This is a genomic window from Citrobacter sp. RHBSTW-01044 (assembly GCF_013781945.1).
In the GTDB taxonomy this organism is placed as follows: Bacteria; Pseudomonadota; Gammaproteobacteria; order Enterobacterales; family Enterobacteriaceae; genus Citrobacter; species Citrobacter braakii.
This window is the reverse complement of sequence record NZ_CP056180.1, coordinates 3,959,845-3,978,489: the sequence shown is the minus strand read 5'-3', so window position 1 is coordinate 3,978,489 and position 18,645 is coordinate 3,959,845. Positions and strand designations below refer to the sequence as shown.

The following is an 18,645-nucleotide window of genomic DNA, read 5'->3' as shown; positions in this document are numbered from 1 at the left end:
TGCGTTACCTGTTAATCGAGAACGAAACACATGAAAAAAACCACATTAGCAATGAGTGCACTGGCTCTGAGTTTAGGTTTGGCGTTGTCCCCCCTGTCTGCCACAGCGGCTGAGACGTCGTCTTCAGCAATGACCGCCCAACAGATGCCAAGCCTGGCCCCGATGCTCGAAAAAGTGATGCCATCGGTGGTAAGTATTAACGTCGAGGGGAGCACGACGGTAAATACGCCGCGTATGCCGCGTAATTTCCAGCAGTTCTTCGGTGATAATTCACCATTCTGCCAGGACGGTTCACCGTTCCAGAGTTCACCGTTCTGCCAGGGCGGCGCGCCGGGCGCTGACAACGGCGGCGGCCAGCAGCAGAAATTTATGGCGCTGGGTTCCGGCGTAATTATTGATGCCGCGAAAGGGTATGTCGTGACCAACAACCACGTGGTGGATAACGCCACGGTGATTAAGGTTCAGTTGAGCGATGGCCGTAAATTTGATGCGAAGATCGTGGGTAAAGATCCGCGCTCCGATATCGCGCTGATCCAAATTCAGGATCCGAAAAACCTGACGGCGATTAAGCTGGCAGATTCCGACGCGCTGCGTGTGGGTGATTATACCGTAGCAATTGGTAACCCGTTTGGCCTCGGTGAGACCGTGACCTCCGGTATTGTTTCTGCGCTGGGCCGTAGCGGCCTGAACGCGGAAAACTACGAAAACTTTATTCAGACGGATGCCGCGATCAACCGGGGTAACTCCGGTGGCGCACTGGTTAACCTGAACGGTGAGCTGATCGGTATTAACACCGCGATCCTTGCGCCGGACGGCGGTAACATCGGTATCGGCTTTGCAATCCCGAGCAACATGGTGAAAAACCTGACGTCGCAGATGGTTGAGTTTGGTCAGGTTAAACGCGGTGAGCTGGGTATTATGGGTACCGAGCTGAGCTCTGAGCTGGCGAAAGCGATGAAAGTTGATGCTCAGCGTGGCGCATTTGTCAGCCAGGTGATGCCGAACTCTTCCGCAGCGAAAGCAGGTATTAAAGCCGGGGATGTGATTACCTCCCTGAACGGTAAACCGATCAGCAGCTTCGCCGCCCTGCGTGCGCAGGTGGGTACGATGCCGGTAGGCAGCAAAATTAACCTTGGCCTGTTGCGTGACGGTAAGCCGGTCACTGTGAATCTGGAACTGCAGCAGAGCAGCCAGACTCAGGTTGATTCCAGCTCTATCTTCAAAGGCATTGAAGGGGCTGATATGAGCAACAAAGGCCAGGACAAAGGGGTCGTGGTCAGCGAGGTGAAAGCGAATTCTCCGGCTGCACGGATTGGCCTGAAGAAAGGGGATGTGATTATCGGTGCGAACCAGCAGCCGGTGAAAAATATCGCCGAACTGCGCAAAATCCTCGACAGCAAACCAGCTGTACTGGCGCTGAACATTCAGCGTGGTGACAGCTCCATCTATCTGTTGATGCAGTAATCTCCCTAAACCCCTTCCTGCACAGGAAGGGGTTTCTTTTTGTGATACTTCCCACAACTCCATACTTCTCCCTCTCGCTTTGTGCAGTTGCACAAAGCCGCCGCTTATTATCTTCCCTATGCTTGAGCTCTGCTCACAGGAGGGGTTTATGGCTGGCTGGCATCTTGATACCAAAATGGCGCAGGATATCGTAGCGCGAACCATGCGCATCATTGATACCAATATCAACGTAATGGATGCCCGCGGGCGGATCATTGGCAGCGGCGATCGCGAACGAATTGGTGAATTGCACGAAGGCGCGCTGCTGGTGCTTTCGCAAGGTCGGGTGGTCGATATTGACGATGCGGTAGCCCGGCATTTACATGGAGTGCGTCAGGGGATAAACCTGCCGCTGCGTCTGGAAGGCGAAATCGTTGGCGTTATCGGTCTTACTGGCGAGCCGGAACATCTGCGCAAGTATGGAGAACTGGTGTGCATGACCGCCGAAATGATGCTGGAACAGTCGCGTCTGATGCATCTGTTAGCGCAGGATAGCCGTCTGCGTGAAGAGCTGGTGATGAACCTGATTCAGGCTGAAGAGAATACCCCGGCGCTGATGGAATGGGCACAGCGATTGGGCATTGATTTGAACCAGCCGCGCGTGGTGGCGGTAGTGGAGGTCGACAGCGGTCAGCTTGGCGTTGATAGTGCGATGGCGGAGCTACAGCAATTGCAGAACGCGTTGACTACACCCGAACGTAATAATCTGATTGCGATTGTTTCTCTGACCGAGATGGTGGTGCTGAAACCAGCGCTCAATCAGTTTGGCCGCTGGGACGCTGAAGATCATCGCAAGCGCGTTGAGCAACTGATTGCCCGCATGAAAGAGAATGGACAACTGCGTTTTCGCGTGTCCCTGGGCAACTATTTTACCGGGCCCGGCAGCATTGCCCGTTCGTATCGTACGGCGCGCACCACCATGATGGTCGGCAAGCAGCGGATGCCGGAAAGCCGGAGTTATTTCTATCAGGACTTGATGCTGCCGGTGCTGCTGGACAGCCTGCGCGGCGGCTGGCAGGCCAATGAGCTGGCGCGCCCGCTGGTAAGGCTGAAAGCGATGGATAACAACGGTTTGCTGCGTCGAACATTATCGGCATGGTTTCGACATAACGTTCAGCCGCTGGCGACCTCAAAAGCATTGTTTATTCACCGCAATACGCTGGAGTATCGCCTGAACCGTATTTCAGAGCTGACCGGGCTGGATCTGGGGAATTTTGACGATCGACTGCTGCTGTATGTGGCGTTGCAGCTGGATGAGCAGCATTGATTAATTGCCTGATAAGCGTAGCGCTATCAGGCAACAATCTACTTATTTGCGCGTCAGTTTTTCCAGATCGGCTTCAATCTCGCTGATCTTGTTGGTCACGACGCTTTCCAGGTGACGTAAATCATCGAGGATCTTGCGTTTAAGATCGACTTCGCTGCGATCTCGCTGGCAGATCTGATCCAGTTCGTCGATCACGTAGCGCAGGTTGGGACTGATCTCCTGCACTTCTTTGTAACCCTGGCCGACGCCATCGGCGACAACCGTTTTACGCTGACGGGGATATTTGAACTTCACGCTCTTGGCAAAAAACTCGCCTTTATCCTTCTGGAAATAGATTTTCAGGATATCGTTGTTGGCTTCTTGCCGCAGGCTGTAACGATCGATCTCTTCAGGATTAGTAATGCCCAGACTTTTCAGATTGTCATACATAGCGGTACCCTTAAGCTCACTATAACCATTGAATAATTAACGAAAAGCCTTGTTTATGCCACTCGCAGATGTAAAAAAAGCGGGCTAAGCCCGCTTTTTCAAATCGCTGTTAGTCGATGGTGCGTAACAGTTCGTTGATTCCCACTTTGCCACGCGTTTTGGCATCGACTTTCTTCACAATCACCGCGCAGTACAGGCTGTATTTGCCATCTTTCGACGGCAGGTTGCCGGAAACGACCACGGAGCCCGCCGGAACGCGGCCGTAATGCACTTCGCCGGTTTCGCGATCGTAAATACGGGTGCTCTGGCCGATATACACACCCATAGAGATGACGGAGCCTTCTTCGACGATCACGCCTTCAACCACTTCAGAGCGCGCGCCGATGAAGCAGTTGTCTTCGATGATGGTCGGGTTAGCCTGCAACGGCTCCAGTACGCCACCAATACCAACGCCACCGGACAGGTGTACGTTCTTACCGATTTGCGCACAGGAACCCACGGTCGCCCAGGTATCAACCATCGTACCTTCATCAACATAAGCGCCGATGTTCACGTAAGACGGCATCAGCACGGTGTTACGGGCGATAAACGCGCCCTGACGCACTGCCGCAGGCGGAACCACGCGGAAACCTTCTTTCTGGAAGCGCGCTTCGTCGTAGTTGGCGAATTTCATCGGCACTTTATCGAAGTAACGGCTTTCCGCACCCTCGATAACCTGATTATCGTTAATACGGAAAGAGAGCAGGACCGCCTTTTTCAGCCACTGATGCGTGACCCACTGACCCTCAATCTTTTCTGCGACGCGCAGTGCACCGGAATCCAGTAAAGAAATAACCTGATTCACCGCTTCGCGGGTTACGGTATCTACATTTGCCGGAGTAATGTCGGCACGGCGCTCGAAAGCGGACTCAATAACGTTCTGTAACTGCTGCATTGTTAAACTCTTTCCATAATAAATAAAAACATTACCCTTTATCGTTTGGATTGAGGGCCTCTGTCAACCGTTGATGCACTTCCTGCTGTAGCTCATTATTAAGGGCGCGCCGGTCGGCGGTGGCGATTATGAATAAATCTTCTACTCGCTCGCCAATAGTTGTAATTCGGGCGCCATGCAGCGAAATTCCCAGATCGGCAAAAATCTGCCCGACCCGCGCCAGCAGCCCTGGCTGGTCGAGAGCGATAAGCTCAAGAAATGATTTTCGGTCGGTATGGGTAGGCAGAAAAGTGACCTCGGTATCGACGGTAAAGTGACGTAATTTTGCCGGCTGGCGACGCGGTTGCGGCGGCTGCCAGCTACGCTGGGTGATCGCCTGTTCAAGCCCAAAACGGATCGCTTCGTGTCGGTCTGACGACAGCGGGCTACCGTCTGGTTCCAGCACAATGAACGTATCCATCGCCATCCCATCGCGGGTGGTGAAAATCTGCGCATCGTGGACGCTAAGGTTGCGCCTGTCCAGTTCGGCGCAGACGGCAGCAAACAGATAAGGGCGGTCAGGGCTCCAGATGAAAATTTCCGTCCCGCCTCGCGTGGCCTGCGGGCTGAGCAGGATCAGCGGCTTGCTGAGATCGTGTTGCAGCAGATGACGTGCATGCCAGGCCAGCTGATTTGGGCTGTGACGTACGAAATAGTTGGCGCGACAGCGCGACCAGATATGGTGTAGCGCTTCTTCATCAATGTTGTCCATGCGCAGTAGCGCCAGCGCCTGAAGCTGATGATGGCGTACGCGCTCACGCATATCCGGCGTGTTTTGCATCCCGCGCCGTAACTGTTTTTCCGTCGCGAAGTACAGCTCGCGCAGCAAGCTTTGCTTCCAGCTATTCCACAGCGTTTCGTTGGTGGCGCAAATATCTGCGACGGTCAGGCACACCAAAAAGCGCAGACGATGTTCCGTTTGCACCTCTTCGGCGAATTGCTTAATGACTTCGGGATCCTGAATATCGCGGCGCTGAGCGGTAACCGACATCAGCAAATGCTGGCGCACCAGCCACACGATCAGTTGCGTTTCGCGGGAGTTCAGACCGTGCAGTTCGGCGAATTTGAGCACATCCTGGGCGCCGAGAACCGAGTGATCGCCGCCGCGACCTTTGGCGATATCGTGGAACAGCGCGGCAATCAGAATCAGCTCCGGCTGTCGCAGACGCGGCCACAGATCCACGCACAGCGGATGGCGCTGACGGGTCTCTTCGTTAGCAAAACTTTCCAGCTTGAGCATTACGCGAATGGTGTGTTCATCCACCGTATATGCATGAAACAGGTCAAACTGCATTTGGCCGACAATATGCGACCATTGCGGCATATAGGCCCACAACACGCTGTGGCGATGCATAGGCAGCAGGCCGCGACTCACCGCGCCCGGATGGCGCAACATACTGAGAAACAGCGAACGCGCTTCCGGGATGTAGCACAGCGGCTGCGTTAAATGACGGCGGGCATGACGCAAATGGCGCAGCGTAGTGGAGTAAATTCCGCTGATCGCGCTATTACGCACCATGATGTAAAACATCCGCAATATCGCTTCGGGTTTGCGAATAAACAGGTCGTCGTCGCGCAGATCAATCAACGTGCCGCGCAGTTGAAAGTCGTCATCAATCGGACGTGGTTTTTCATCGGCGGGCAGGGCGAGGATCGCCTCGTCGAACAGTTGCAACAGCATGTGGTTCAGTTCGCTGACCCGTCGTGTGACGCGGAAATAGTCTTTCATCATCCGCTCGATAGGCTCATTGCCTTCACCGCCGTAGTTCAGGCGTTGCGCCACGCTGAGCTGACGATCAAACAGCAGACGGTTGTCGTAACGACTAACGACCAGATGCAGGGCAAAGCGAATGCGCCACAGGATATGCAAACATTCATTCAGCTCGGCACGTTCTGCCTGCGTCAAAAAGCCGAAACCGACCATTTCATCCAGTGAGGTGGCGCCAAAATGGCGGCGGGCCACCCATTGCAGGGTATGAATATCGCGCAGGCCGCCGGGGCTACTTTTGATATCCGGCTCCAGGTTATAGCTGGTGCCGTGATAGCGCTGGTGGCGCTGATTCTGCTCTTCAACTTTGGCTGCGTAAAACTTATCGGACGGCCAGAAACCTTCGCTAAAAATATGCTTTTGTAGCTCAAGAAACAGCGCCACATCACCAATCAGCAGGCGTGTTTCAATCAGGTTGGTGGCGACGGTTAAATCTGACAATCCTTCCAGCAGACACTCTTCCAGCGTGCGCACGCTGTGCCCAACCTCGAGCCTCACGTCCCATAGCAGCGTTAACAATTCGCCAACTTTTTCGGCCTGCGCGTCTGGTAGCTTTTTACGACTCAGGATCAGCAGGTCAATATCGGAAAGCGGATGCAGTTCGCCGCGCCCGTAACCGCCAACGGCAACCAGCGCCAGGTCGGCAATTTGACCGAAACCGGCTTCAATCCACAGACGTTGCAGTAACTGGTCAATAAACTCGGTGCGGGCTTCAATCAGCTGTTCTGCGGAAATCCCGCTGTCAAACGCGTCACCTAACCAGTGCTGGAAAGTGTCGATATGCGCTTTAATGCCGGGGCAGTTGAGATCGTGCTGTGGCCAGGTTCCGGGGTTCTGCGGTTGGCCTGGCAGGGTGGGGAGGGCAGTATTTGCGTGTTGTTCAGGAAGAGTATTCATTATGCGCCACCCATTAAAAAAGCCGGATGACGGCGTGAACGCCTTACCCGGCCTACGAAGTAGTACAATTTGTAGGCCTGATAAGATGCGGGCGCATCGCCATCAGGCAAAACATTATTCGTCGTGTGTGATGATCGCCGGGATGGTGTCATCCTTGCGTAATGTCAGAATTTCACAGCCTTTTTCCGTCACCACAATAGTATGCTCGTACTGAGCAGACAAGCTCCGATCTTTAGTTTTCACCGTCCATCCGTCTTTCATGGTGCGGATGCGGTAATCACCGGCATTCAGCATGGGCTCTACGGTGAAGGTCATGCCCGGCTGCAGTACCACACCGCCGTCGTCTGCATCGTAGTGCAGAACCTGCGGCTCTTCATGGAAGCCGCGACCGATGCCGTGACCGCAATATTCACGGACCACAGAGAAGCCTTCGCCTTCCGCGTATTTTTGAATCGCAGCGCCCAGCGTGCGCAGGCGAATACCCGGTTTTACCATCCGCAGCGCCAGATACAGGCTTTCCTGCGTGACGCGGCACAAACGCTCGCCCAGAATGGTTGGTTTGCCGACGATGAACATTTTCGAGGTATCACCGTGGAACTCGTCTTTAATCACGGTTACGTCGATGTTGACGATATCGCCGTCTTTCAGGAGCTTGGCGTCGTCCGGGATCCCATGGCACACCACTTCATTAATAGAGATGCACACGGACTTCGGATAACCGTGATAGCCCAGGCAGGCGGAAATGGCCTGCTGCTCATTCACGATGTAGTCATTACAGATGCGATCCAGTTCGCCGGTGCTGACGCCTGGCTTAACAAACGGTTCGATCATTTCCAGTACATCGGCGGCCAGACGGCCAGCGATGCGCATTTTTTCGATTTCTTCAGGGGTCTTGATTGAGATAGCCATGAATTCTGTCCATCAGTGCCGATGATATCGGCAATAATTGTTTAAGTGGTGCCAATGGTATCAGTCCGGCATACATGCTGCCAAATTGAGAATCATTCTGAACTTCGCCTTTCGTGCCACAGGTGTGTTGGCTGAAATTTTTCACTCCAGTCGCTCACTGCATGTAAGCGCCCGGAGATGCAAAAAATTGGCTGCCTCCCTGTAACACGAAATTCATCGTTCATTCAGCACGCACCGCCAACAATTATTGGTGTCGGTAGCGTATTTGTGGTATAAAGCGCGCCGGACTTCCGATCCATTTGAAGACTACACACGATGGACGGGAGCGACAAATCTCACTTTGTGTAACAACACACACGTATCGGCACATATTCCGGGGTGCCCTTTGGGGTCGGTAATATGGGATGCGTGGAGGCTTAACCCCAACTTTTATATATAGAGGTTTTAATCATGGCAACTGTTTCCATGCGCGACATGCTCAAGGCTGGTGTTCACTTCGGTCACCAGACCCGTTACTGGAACCCGAAAATGAAGCCGTTCATCTTCGGTGCGCGTAACAAAGTTCACATCATCAACCTTGAGAAAACTGTACCGATGTTCAACGAAGCTCTGGCTGAACTGAACAAGATCTCTGCTCGTAAAGGTAAAATCCTTTTCGTTGGTACTAAACGCGCTGCAAGCGAAGCGGTGAAAGAAGCTGCTAACAACTGCGACCAGTTCTTCGTGAACCATCGCTGGTTGGGCGGCATGCTGACTAACTGGAAAACCGTTCGTCAGTCCATCAAACGTCTGAAAGATCTGGAAACTCAGTCTCAGGACGGTACTTTCGAAAAGCTGACCAAGAAAGAAGCGCTGATGCGTACTCGTGAGCTTGAGAAACTGGAAAACAGCCTGGGCGGTATCAAAGACATGGGCGGTCTGCCGGACGCTCTGTTCGTAATCGATGCTGACCACGAGCACATTGCTATCAAAGAAGCAAACAACCTGGGTATCCCAGTATTTGCTATCGTTGATACCAACTCTGATCCGGACGGTGTTGACTTCGTTATCCCGGGTAACGACGACGCAATCCGTGCTGTGACCCTGTACCTGGGCGCTGTAGCTACTACCGTTCGTGAAGGCCGTTCTCAGGATCTGGCTTCCCAGGCGGAAGAAAGCTTCGTAGAAGCTGAATAATAAGGCACGCTCGTTCGAGCCCCCTTATAAACCAGGTAGTATCACGTTTGGTTAGGGGCCCTTTAGGCCCCTTTTTCACTTTTAAATCTGTGCGGTTTCATGCCGGGCAGATCAAATCTTCCGAGGATTTTAGAATGGCTGAAATTACCGCATCCCTGGTAAAAGAGCTGCGTGAGCGTACTGGCGCAGGCATGATGGATTGCAAAAAAGCACTGACTGAAGCTAATGGCGACATCGAGCTGGCAATCGAAAACATGCGTAAGTCCGGCGCAATCAAAGCGGCGAAAAAAGCAGGCAACGTTGCTGCTGACGGCGTAATCAAAACCAAAATCGACGGCAACATCGCTTTCATTCTGGAAGTTAACTGCCAGACTGACTTCGTTGCTAAAGATGCTGGTTTCCAGGCATTTGCTGACAAAGTACTGGACGCTGCCGTTGCTGGCAAAATCACTGACGTTGAAGTTCTGAAAGCGCAGTTCGAAGAAGAACGTGTTGCTCTGGTTGCTAAAATCGGTGAGAACATCAACATCCGTCGCGTTGCTTCCCTGGAAGGCGAAGTTCTGGGTAACTACCAGCACGGTGCTCGTATCGGTGTTCTGGTTGCTGCAACTGGCGCTGACGAAGAGCTGGTTAAACAGCTGGCAATGCACGTTGCTGCAAGCAAGCCAGAATTCGTTAAGCCGGAAGACGTTTCTGCTGAAGTGGTAGAGAAAGAATACCAGGTTCAGCTGGACATCGCGATGCAGTCTGGTAAGCCGAAAGAAATCGCAGAGAAAATGGTTGAAGGCCGCATGAAGAAATTCACCGGTGAAGTTTCTCTGACTGGTCAGCCTTTCGTTATGGATCCGAGCAAATCTGTTGGTCAGCTGCTGAAAGAGCACAACGCTGATGTAACAGGCTTCATCCGCTTTGAAGTGGGTGAAGGTATCGAGAAAGTTGAGACTGACTTTGCAGCAGAAGTTGCTGCGATGTCCAAGCAGTCTTAATTTTTAAAGGAGCCGCCTGAGGGCGGCTTCTTTTTGTGTCTGGCTTGTAAATTCAGCGAACCGCTATAGTGGTCATGCTGAAAAGCGACATACAATGTCGCCGGTATTAATTCATCTCATTCGTTGACAGTCTCAGGAAAGAAACATGGCTACCAATGCAAAACCCGTCTACAAACGTATTCTGCTTAAGTTAAGTGGCGAAGCTCTGCAAGGTTCAGAAGGCTTCGGTATTGATGCAAGCATCCTTGACCGTATGGCTCAGGAAATCAAAGAGCTGGTTGAGCTGGGTATCCAGGTTGGCGTAGTGATTGGTGGTGGTAACCTGTTCCGTGGCGCTGGTCTGGCGAAAGCAGGGATGAACCGCGTTGTGGGCGACCACATGGGCATGTTAGCCACCGTCATGAACGGTCTGGCGATGCGCGATGCGCTTCACCGCGCCTATGTGAACGCTCGCTTGATGTCCGCAATTCCTCTGAATGGCGTGTGTGATAACTACAGCTGGGCGGAAGCAATCAGCCTGCTGCGTAACAACCGCGTTGTTATTTTGTCTGCGGGTACTGGCAATCCGTTCTTCACTACCGACTCTGCGGCTTGCCTGCGTGGTATTGAAATTGAAGCGGATGTGGTACTGAAAGCCACCAAAGTCGATGGCGTATTTACTGCTGACCCGGCTAAAGATCCAACGGCGACTATGTACGAACAGTTGACCTATGCTGAAGTACTGGATAAAGAGCTGAAAGTAATGGATCTTGCGGCGTTTACACTGGCTCGTGACCACAAATTACCGATTCGTGTCTTTAACATGAACAAACCGGGTGCGCTGCGCCGTGTTGTTATGGGTGAAAAAGAAGGCACGTTAATCACGGAATAATTCCCGTTGCGGCTAAATGCAGGTAATATTCCGCTTTAATGTCGCGGGATACGTCCCTCAAAATTAATCAAGACTATACTTGTCACATCTTGCGTGGTGGGTATGGTCTGACTGAAACAAGCTTTCAAGGATTCGTAACGTGATCAACGATATCAGAAAAGATGCTGAAGTACGCATGGACAAATGCGTCGAAGCGTTCAAAAACCAAATCAGCAAAATTCGCACGGGCCGTGCTTCTCCTAGCCTGCTGGATGGTATTGTCGTGGAATATTACGGCACACCGACCCCGCTGCGCCAGCTGGCAAGCGTAACGGTTGAAGATTCCCGTACCCTGAAAATCAACGTGTTTGACCGTTCTATGGGGCCAGCCGTTGAGAAAGCAATTATGGCTTCCGACCTCGGTCTGAATCCAAGTTCTGCGGGTTCCGACATCCGCGTTCCGCTGCCGCCGCTGACTGAAGAACGTCGTAAAGATCTGACTAAGATCGTGCGTGGCGAAGCTGAAGGCGCGCGCGTTGCCGTACGTAACGTACGCCGTGATGCCAACGACAAAGTGAAAGCGTTGTTGAAAGAAAAAGAGATCAGCGAAGATGACGATCGCCGTTCTCAGGACGACGTACAGAAACTGACTGACGCAGCTATCAAGAAAGTTGATGCGGCGCTGGCAGAGAAAGAAACGGAACTGATGCAGTTCTGATTCGCCTGTACGCTAAAAACGCCGCTTAGAAGGCCTGAGAAGGCTGGATGGCGGCGTTTTGCTTTTTTCTGTCTATATACTCTAAATATTCGAGTTGCAGAAGGCGGCGACGCAGGGCATCCCCGGGAGCGTACACCCGTGCGTGACAGGGGTGAACGAGGAGAGCCAACGTACATGCAACTTGAAATATGACGAGTAAAATTCTTCTGGATGTCTGATGAAGCAATTAACCATCCTGGGATCAACCGGTTCCATTGGTTGCAGTACGCTGGATGTAGTACGCCATAACCCGGAAAAATTTCGTGTTGCTGCGTTGGTGGCGGGTAAAAATGTCGTCCGTATGGTTGAGCAATGTCTGGAATTTTCTCCTCGCTATGCGGTAATGGACGATGAAAAAAGCGCTGCGTTGGTAAAAGCAGCTCTGCTGGAGCAGGGCAGTCGTACTGAGGTTATGAGCGGGCAGCAGGCTGCCTGTGATATGGCTGCGCTGGATGATGTTGATCAGGTTATGGCGGCGATTGTCGGCGCGGCGGGCTTGCTACCGACGCTGGCGGCAATCCGCGCGGGCAAAAGCATTTTGCTGGCGAATAAAGAGTCTCTGGTGACCTGCGGGCGTCTGTTTATGGACGACGTGCAACGCCACAAAGCACAGCTTTTGCCGGTAGATAGCGAACATAACGCGATTTTTCAGAGTTTACCGCAACCTATCCAACACAATCTGGGATACGCTGACCTTGAGCAAAATGGCGTCATATCAGTTTTGCTTACCGGGTCTGGTGGCCCTTTCCGTGAAACGCCATTGCGCGATCTGGTTTCTATGACCCCCGATCAGGCATGTCGTCATCCGAATTGGTCGATGGGACGAAAAATCTCTGTCGATTCAGCCACCATGATGAATAAAGGTCTGGAATACATTGAAGCGCGTTGGTTATTTAATGCCAATGCAAGCCAGATGGAAGTGCTGATTCACCCGCAGTCGGTTATTCATTCGATGGTGCGTTATCAGGATGGTAGCGTTCTGGCGCAGTTGGGGGAACCTGATATGCGTACACCTATTGCTCATACGATGGCATGGCCAGAACGAGTGACGTCCGGCGTTAAGCCTGTCGACTTTTGCAAGCTCAGTGCGTTGACGTTTTCCGCACCTGATTACCAGCGTTATCCATGCCTGAAACTGGCGATGGACGCGTTTGAGCAAGGGCAGGCGGCGACGACCGCTTTGAACGCAGCGAATGAAATTACCGTTGCCGCATTCCTGGCGCAGCAGATCCGATTTACCGATATTGCTGACCTGAATTTATCCGTACTGGATAAGATGGATTTGCAGGAGCCACAGAGCGTTGATGACGTGCTGAAGGTTGATGCTATCGCGCGGGAAGTCGCCAGAAAAGAAGTGATGCGACGCTCAAGCTGATGATAATCCCTCCTCGGAGAATCGCGATATTTGTTAGCGTTGGGCTTCAGTGATATAGTCTGCGCCACTCGATCGCGGGTATTTGTTTTTTTTCGGTCGGGTAAGCCGTGGTTTGACACGGCTTTTTTGTGGATGCACAAAATCATTCAGGTTGCATCAAGGTGGCAAGTGGATGAGTCCCCTGGAGCATACAAAGAGTATGTGACTTGGGCGAAGATCACAGCCGACGAAGGAGCAGCCTGAAGGATGAAGCGCAAAAGGCTTCAGTATTCCTGAGTACCGTATAATCCTTTCAGGGACTAAAAACGCGTTATGTTGTCTGCAACTAAACCATTAAGCGAAAATTTGCCAGCACATGGTTGTCGCCATGTAGCAATTATCATGGATGGCAATGGCCGCTGGGCGAAAAAGCAAGGGAAGATTCGCGCCTTTGGACATAAGGCCGGAGCAAAGTCCGTCCGCCGGGCTGTCTCTTTTGCTGCCAATAACGGTATTGATGCGTTAACGCTGTATGCCTTTAGCAGTGAGAACTGGAACCGACCTGCGCAGGAAGTGAGCGCGTTAATGGAGCTGTTTGTGTGGGCGCTTGATAGCGAAGTGAAAAACCTGCACCGCCATAACGTACGTCTGCGTATTATCGGGGATATCAGTCGATTTAACTCACGTTTGCAAGAACGGATTCGCAAATCAGAAGCGATTACCGCCCAGAATACCGGGTTGACGCTAAATATTGCAGCGAATTACGGTGGACGGTGGGATATAGTCCAGGGAGTCAGACAACTGGCACAACAGGTGCAGGATGGTCTGCTGCGTCCAGAGCAAATCGATGAAGAGATGCTGGGGCAGCAAATTTGTATGCATGAACTGGCTCCTGTGGATTTAGTGATAAGGACTGGGGGAGAGCATCGAATTAGTAATTTTCTGTTGTGGCAAATTGCCTATGCCGAACTTTACTTTACGGATGTTCTCTGGCCCGATTTCGATGAACAAGACTTTGAAGGTGCGCTGCATGCCTTTGCTAATCGTGAGCGTCGTTTCGGCGGCACCGAGCCCGGTGATGAAAAAGCCTGATGGGGGTCGCTTTTGCTGAAGTATCGCCTGATTTCTGCTTTTGTTTTAATACCCGTTGTCATCGCGGCGCTGTTTTTGCTGCCGCCGGTGGGGTTCGCCATTGTTACGCTGGCCGTCTGTATGCTGGCCGCCTGGGAATGGGGACAGTTAAGCGGTTTTACCACGCGTACGCAGCGAGTCTGGCTGGCTGTTTTGTGCGGGCTATTGCTGGCACTGATGCTATTTTTGTTGCCGGAATACCATCGCAATATTCATCAGCCGCTGGTTGAAGTATCGCTGTGGGCGTCGCTGGGCTGGTGGGTCGTGGCGCTGTTACTGGTGCTGTTTTATCCCGGCTCTGCGTCGGTCTGGCGTAATTCCAAAACATTACGCATAATTTTCGGCGTGTTAACCATAGTCCCTTTCTTTTGGGGAATGCTGGCGCTACGTGCATGGCACTATGATGAGAATCATTATAGTGGCGCGCTATGGCTGCTGTATGTCATGATCCTCGTCTGGGGAGCGGACTCGGGTGCCTATATGTTTGGTAAGTTGTTTGGCAAACATAAGCTGGCGCCGAAGGTTTCTCCTGGTAAAACCTGGCAGGGTTTTATTGGCGGACTCGCCACTGCGGCCGTGATCTCATGGGGTTATGGCATGTGGGCGAATCTTGAGGTTGCGCCTGTCACCTTGCTTATTTGCTCTATCGTTGCAGCCCTGGCCTCCGTGCTGGGTGACCTGACCGAGAGTATGTTTAAGCGTGAAGCAGGTATTAAGGACAGTGGTCACTTAATACCAGGACACGGCGGTATTTTGGATCGTATTGATAGCCTGACGGCTGCGGTACCGGTCTTTGCCTGCCTGTTGTTACTGGTATTCAGGACGCTCTAACGGATGGTCTTATGCTGAGTATTCTCTGGAATCTGGCTGCATTCATCGTTGCACTTGGTGTGCTTATCACCGTGCATGAGTTTGGTCATTTCTGGGTTGCACGGCGCTGCGGAGTCCGCGTCGAACGCTTTTCCATTGGCTTTGGAAAAGCGCTTTGGCGGCGTACCGATAAATCAGGTACGGAATACGTCATCGCCCTGATTCCCCTCGGCGGTTACGTCAAGATGCTGGATGAGCGCGCTGAACCGGTCGCACCGGAGCTGCGCCATTACGCTTTCAACAATAAAACGGTTGGACAACGCGCAGCCATCATTGCCGCAGGTCCGATTGCTAACTTCCTTTTTGCTATTTTCGCGTATTGGCTGGTGTTTATCATCGGTGTCCCTGGCGTTCGTCCGGTTGTTGGTGAAATAACACCCAACTCGATTGCCGCACAGGCGCAAATTCAGCCGGGTACGGAACTAAAAGCGGTTGATGGTATCGAAACCCCTGATTGGGATGCCGTGCGATTACAACTGGTATCCAAAATTGGCGATGAACATACGACTCTCAGCGTGGCGCAGTTTGGCAGCAACCAGCGGCAGGACAAAACGCTGGATTTACGCCATTGGGCATTTGAGCCAGACAAAGAGGATCCTGTTTCCAGTTTAGGGATTCGCCCACGCGGTCCGCAGATTGAATCGGTGCTGTCAGAAGTGCAGGTAAACTCCGCTGCAAGTAAGGCGGGTTTGCAAGCTGGCGACAGGATCGTTAAAGTCAATGGTCAGCCGCTGACGCAATGGATGACGTTCGTGACGCTGGTGCGCGATAATCCGGATAAGCCGTTAGCGCTAGATATTGAAAGACAAGGAAGTTCCTTGTCTTTAACGTTAACCCCAGATTCAAAACAGGTTAACGGGAAGGCAGAGGGTTTTGCGGGCGTGGTGCCTAAAGTTATTCCTCTGCCTGATGAGTATAAGACTGTACGCCAGTATGGGCCATTCAGCGCCATCCTCGAAGCCTCGGATAAAACGTGGCAGTTGATGAAGCTGACGGTCAGTATGCTGGGAAAATTGATTACCGGTGATGTAAAACTGAACAACCTCAGTGGGCCGATTTCTATCGCCCAGGGGGCTGGGATGTCAGCGGAGTTCGGGGTTATTTATTACCTGATGTTCCTTGCGCTTATCAGCGTGAACTTAGGGATAATCAACCTGTTTCCGTTGCCCGTTCTTGACGGGGGGCATCTGCTGTTCCTGGCGATTGAAAAGCTGAAGGGCGGTCCGGTATCCGAGCGGGTTCAAGACTTTAGTTATCGCATTGGCTCTATCTTGCTGGTGTTGTTAATGGGGCTTGCACTTTTCAATGATTTCTCTCGGTTGTAAGAGAGTGTTAGGAAGAACGCATAATAACGATGGCGATGAAAAAGTTGCTCATAGCGTCGCTGCTGTTTAGCAGCGCCACCGTATACGGTGCTGAAGGGTTCGTAGTGAAGGACATTCATTTCGAAGGCCTACAGCGAGTCGCCGTTGGTGCGGCTCTCCTCAGTATGCCGGTGCGCACAGGCGACACGGTTAATGATGAAGACATCAGTAATACCATTCGTGCTCTGTTCGCCACCGGTAACTTTGAGGATGTCCGCGTCCTGCGCGATGGTGATACCCTTCTGGTTCAGGTAAAAGAACGTCCGACGATTGCCAGCATCACTTTCTCCGGTAACAAATCGGTGAAAGATGACATGCTCAAGCAAAACCTCGAGGCTTCTGGTGTGCGTGTTGGCGAGTCTCTGGATCGCACCACGCTAGCCGATATCGAAAAAGGGCTGGAAGATTTCTACTATAGCGTCGGTAAGTACAGCGCCAGTGTGAAAGCGGTGGTAACGCCGTTGCCGCGTAACCGCGTTGACCTCAAGCTGGTCTTCCAGGAAGGCGTTTCGGCGAAGATCCAACAGATCAATATCGTCGGCAACCATGCTTTCTCGACCGACGAACTGATCTCTCACTTCCAACTGCGTGATGAAGTGCCGTGGTGGAACGTGGTGGGCGATCGTAAATACCAGAAACAGAAACTGGCGGGCGATCTTGAAACCTTGCGCAGCTACTATCTGGATCGCGGTTATGCTCGCTTCAATATCGATTCCACCCAGGTTAGCCTGACGCCGGATAAAAAAGGTATCTACATTACCGTTAACATCACTGAAGGCGATCAATACAAGCTTTCAGGGGTACAGGTGAGCGGTAACCTGGCTGGGCACTCCGCCGAAATTGAGACCCTGACCAAAATCGAGCCAGGCGAACTCTATAACGGCACCAAAGTGACCAAAATGGAAGATGATATCAAGAAGCTTCTGGGTCGCTATGGCTATGCCTATCCGCGCGTACAGTCGCAACCTGAAATCAACGACGCCGACAAAACCGTTAAATTACGCGTAAACGTGGATGCAGGTAACCGTTTCTACGTGCGTAAGATTCGTTTTGAAGGTAACGACACCTCTAAAGATTCCGTTCTGCGTCGCGAAATGCGCCAGATGGAAGGTGCCTGGTTGGGTAGCGATCTGGTCGATCAGGGTAAAGAGCGTCTGAACCGTCTGGGTTACTTTGAAACTGTCGATACCGATACTCAGCGTGTACCGGGTAGCCCGGATCAGGTTGATGTGGTCTATAAGGTTAAAGAGCGTAACACCGGTAGCTTTAACTTCGGCGTTGGTTACGGTACTGAAAGCGGCGTGAGCTTCCAGGCTGGCGTTCAGCAAGATAACTGGTTAGGTACCGGTTATTCAGTCGGGATCAACGGCACCAAAAACGACTATCAGACCTATACTGAGTTGTCTGTCACCAACCCATATTTCACCGTTGATGGGGTGAGCCTTGGTGGTCGCGTTTTCTACAATGACTTTAAAGCGGATGATGCAGACCTGTCCGACTATACCAACAAAAGTTATGGTACTGACGCAACGCTCGGCTTCCCGATCAACGAATACAACACCTTGCGTGCGGGTGTGGGTTATGTGCATAACTCCTTGTCTAACATGGATCCACAGGTTGCAATGCAACGTTATCTGGTTTCAATGGGTAAGGATCCTGACGCTGATAGCTTTAAATCAGACGATTTCACCTTCAACTATGGGTGGACATATAACAAGCTGGACCGTGGGTACTTCCCAACGGAAGGTACGCGTGTCAACCTGAACGGTAAAGTAACCATTCCGGGTTCTGACAACGAATACTACAAAGCGACGTTGGATACCGCGACCTATGTGCCGATCGATGACGATCACAAATGGGTTGTTCTGGGTCGCACGAAGTGGGGCTATGGTGACGGCATCGGCAGCAAAGAGATGCCGTTTTACGAGAACTTCTATGCCGGTGGTTCCAGCACCGTGCGTGGTTTCCAGTCCAACACCATCGGTCCAAAGGCTGTCTATTTACCGGCTAATCGTTATAACAACGATAGCGATTACGATAACGAATGTGACGCCACCAATACTTCACCGTGTAAATCGGATGATGCGGTGGGCGGTAACGCCATGGCTGTCGCCAGCCTGGAATTTATTACCCCGACGCCGTTTATCAGCGACAAGTATGCCAACTCGGTCCGTACCTCATTCTTCTGGGATATGGGTACCGTTTGGGATACGAACTGGGATTCAGCTAAGTACTCTGGTTATCCGGACTACAGCGATCCGAACAATATCCGTATGTCAGCGGGTATCGCTTTACAATGGATGTCCCCATTGGGGCCGTTGGTTTTCTCCTACGCCCAGCCGTTCAAGAAGTACGATGGAGACAAAGCGGAACAGTTCCAGTTTAACATTGGTAAAACCTGGTAATTGTTC

At 52.1% G+C, this 18,645-nt stretch carries 15 protein-coding genes; 11 read left to right on the top strand and 4 right to left on the bottom strand.

The window, feature by feature from the left end; genetic code table 11:
- Positions 1-30 precede the first annotated feature (30 nt).
- Positions 31-1,464: a serine endoprotease DegP gene (gene degP, locus HV352_RS19170; RefSeq protein WP_016151754.1), complete on the top strand. Its 1,434-nt coding sequence runs from the start codon at positions 31-33 to the stop codon at positions 1,462-1,464.
- Positions 1,465-1,612: 148 nt separating this feature from the next.
- Positions 1,613-2,770 carry a DNA-binding transcriptional regulator CdaR gene (gene cdaR, locus HV352_RS19165; RefSeq protein WP_016151755.1) on the top strand — a complete coding sequence of 386 codons (1,158 nt, stop codon included), beginning with the start codon at positions 1,613-1,615 and terminating at the stop codon, positions 2,768-2,770.
- Positions 2,771-2,812: 42 nt separating this feature from the next.
- Here the strand turns inward: cdaR and HV352_RS19160 are convergent, their stop codons facing one another.
- The 4 genes from HV352_RS19160 to map all read right to left on the bottom strand — a co-directional run bounded on the left by HV352_RS19160 (position 2,813) and on the right by map (position 7,746).
- The gene (locus HV352_RS19160; RefSeq protein WP_003018562.1) at positions 2,813-3,199 is read right to left on the bottom strand and encodes a DUF3461 family protein; all 387 of its coding nucleotides are present in this window, start codon (positions 3,197-3,199) and stop codon (positions 2,813-2,815) included.
- 109 nt (positions 3,200-3,308) lie between these two features.
- Complete coding sequence (gene dapD / locus HV352_RS19155; RefSeq protein ID WP_003829186.1) at positions 3,309-4,133, bottom strand: 2,3,4,5-tetrahydropyridine-2,6-dicarboxylate N-succinyltransferase; 825 nt, start codon at positions 4,131-4,133, stop codon at positions 3,309-3,311.
- A gap of 31 nt (positions 4,134-4,164) precedes the next feature.
- The gene (glnD, locus tag HV352_RS19150) at positions 4,165-6,837 is read right to left on the bottom strand and encodes a bifunctional uridylyltransferase/uridylyl-removing protein GlnD (protein WP_016151756.1); all 2,673 of its coding nucleotides are present in this window, start codon (positions 6,835-6,837) and stop codon (positions 4,165-4,167) included.
- 114 nt (positions 6,838-6,951) lie between these two features.
- Positions 6,952-7,746 carry a type I methionyl aminopeptidase gene (gene map / locus HV352_RS19145; protein ID WP_016155726.1) on the bottom strand — a complete coding sequence of 265 codons (795 nt, stop codon included), beginning with the start codon at positions 7,744-7,746 and terminating at the stop codon, positions 6,952-6,954.
- A 450-nt stretch (positions 7,747-8,196) separates the two neighbouring features.
- On the opposite strand from map, the gene rpsB reads away from it, so the two are divergent.
- From rpsB to bamA, 9 genes are all read left to right on the top strand, one after another.
- The gene (gene rpsB / locus HV352_RS19140; RefSeq protein ID WP_016151758.1) at positions 8,197-8,922 is read left to right on the top strand and encodes a 30S ribosomal protein S2; all 726 of its coding nucleotides are present in this window, start codon (positions 8,197-8,199) and stop codon (positions 8,920-8,922) included.
- Between the two features lie 134 nt (positions 8,923-9,056).
- Positions 9,057-9,908 (top strand): translation elongation factor Ts, encoded by an 852-nt coding sequence (tsf, locus tag HV352_RS19135; RefSeq protein WP_016151759.1) that lies wholly within the window; start codon positions 9,057-9,059, stop codon positions 9,906-9,908.
- 145 nt (positions 9,909-10,053) lie between these two features.
- Complete coding sequence (gene pyrH / locus HV352_RS19130) at positions 10,054-10,779, top strand: UMP kinase (RefSeq protein ID WP_005132114.1); 726 nt, start codon at positions 10,054-10,056, stop codon at positions 10,777-10,779.
- Positions 10,780-10,918: 139 nt separating this feature from the next.
- On the top strand, positions 10,919-11,476 hold the full coding sequence (gene frr, locus HV352_RS19125) for a ribosome recycling factor (protein WP_016151760.1): 558 nt from the start codon (positions 10,919-10,921) through the stop codon (positions 11,474-11,476).
- 217 nt (positions 11,477-11,693) lie between these two features.
- Positions 11,694-12,890 (top strand): 1-deoxy-D-xylulose-5-phosphate reductoisomerase, encoded by a 1,197-nt coding sequence (gene ispC / locus HV352_RS19120; protein WP_046275346.1) that lies wholly within the window; start codon positions 11,694-11,696, stop codon positions 12,888-12,890.
- Between the two features lie 312 nt (positions 12,891-13,202).
- Positions 13,203-13,961: a (2E,6E)-farnesyl-diphosphate-specific ditrans,polycis-undecaprenyl-diphosphate synthase gene (gene ispU, locus HV352_RS19115; protein WP_003018543.1), complete on the top strand. Its 759-nt coding sequence runs from the start codon at positions 13,203-13,205 to the stop codon at positions 13,959-13,961.
- A 12-nt stretch (positions 13,962-13,973) separates the two neighbouring features.
- Positions 13,974-14,831, top strand: coding sequence for a phosphatidate cytidylyltransferase (cdsA, locus tag HV352_RS19110; RefSeq protein WP_016151762.1), 858 nt, complete (start codon positions 13,974-13,976; stop codon positions 14,829-14,831).
- Positions 14,832-14,842: 11 nt separating this feature from the next.
- Positions 14,843-16,195, top strand: a complete 1,353-nt coding sequence (rseP, locus tag HV352_RS19105; protein ID WP_016151763.1) for a sigma E protease regulator RseP — start codon at positions 14,843-14,845, stop codon at positions 16,193-16,195.
- A gap of 29 nt (positions 16,196-16,224) precedes the next feature.
- Positions 16,225-18,639 (top strand): outer membrane protein assembly factor BamA, encoded by a 2,415-nt coding sequence (gene bamA / locus HV352_RS19100; RefSeq protein WP_016151764.1) that lies wholly within the window; start codon positions 16,225-16,227, stop codon positions 18,637-18,639.
- Positions 18,640-18,645 lie beyond the last annotated feature (6 nt).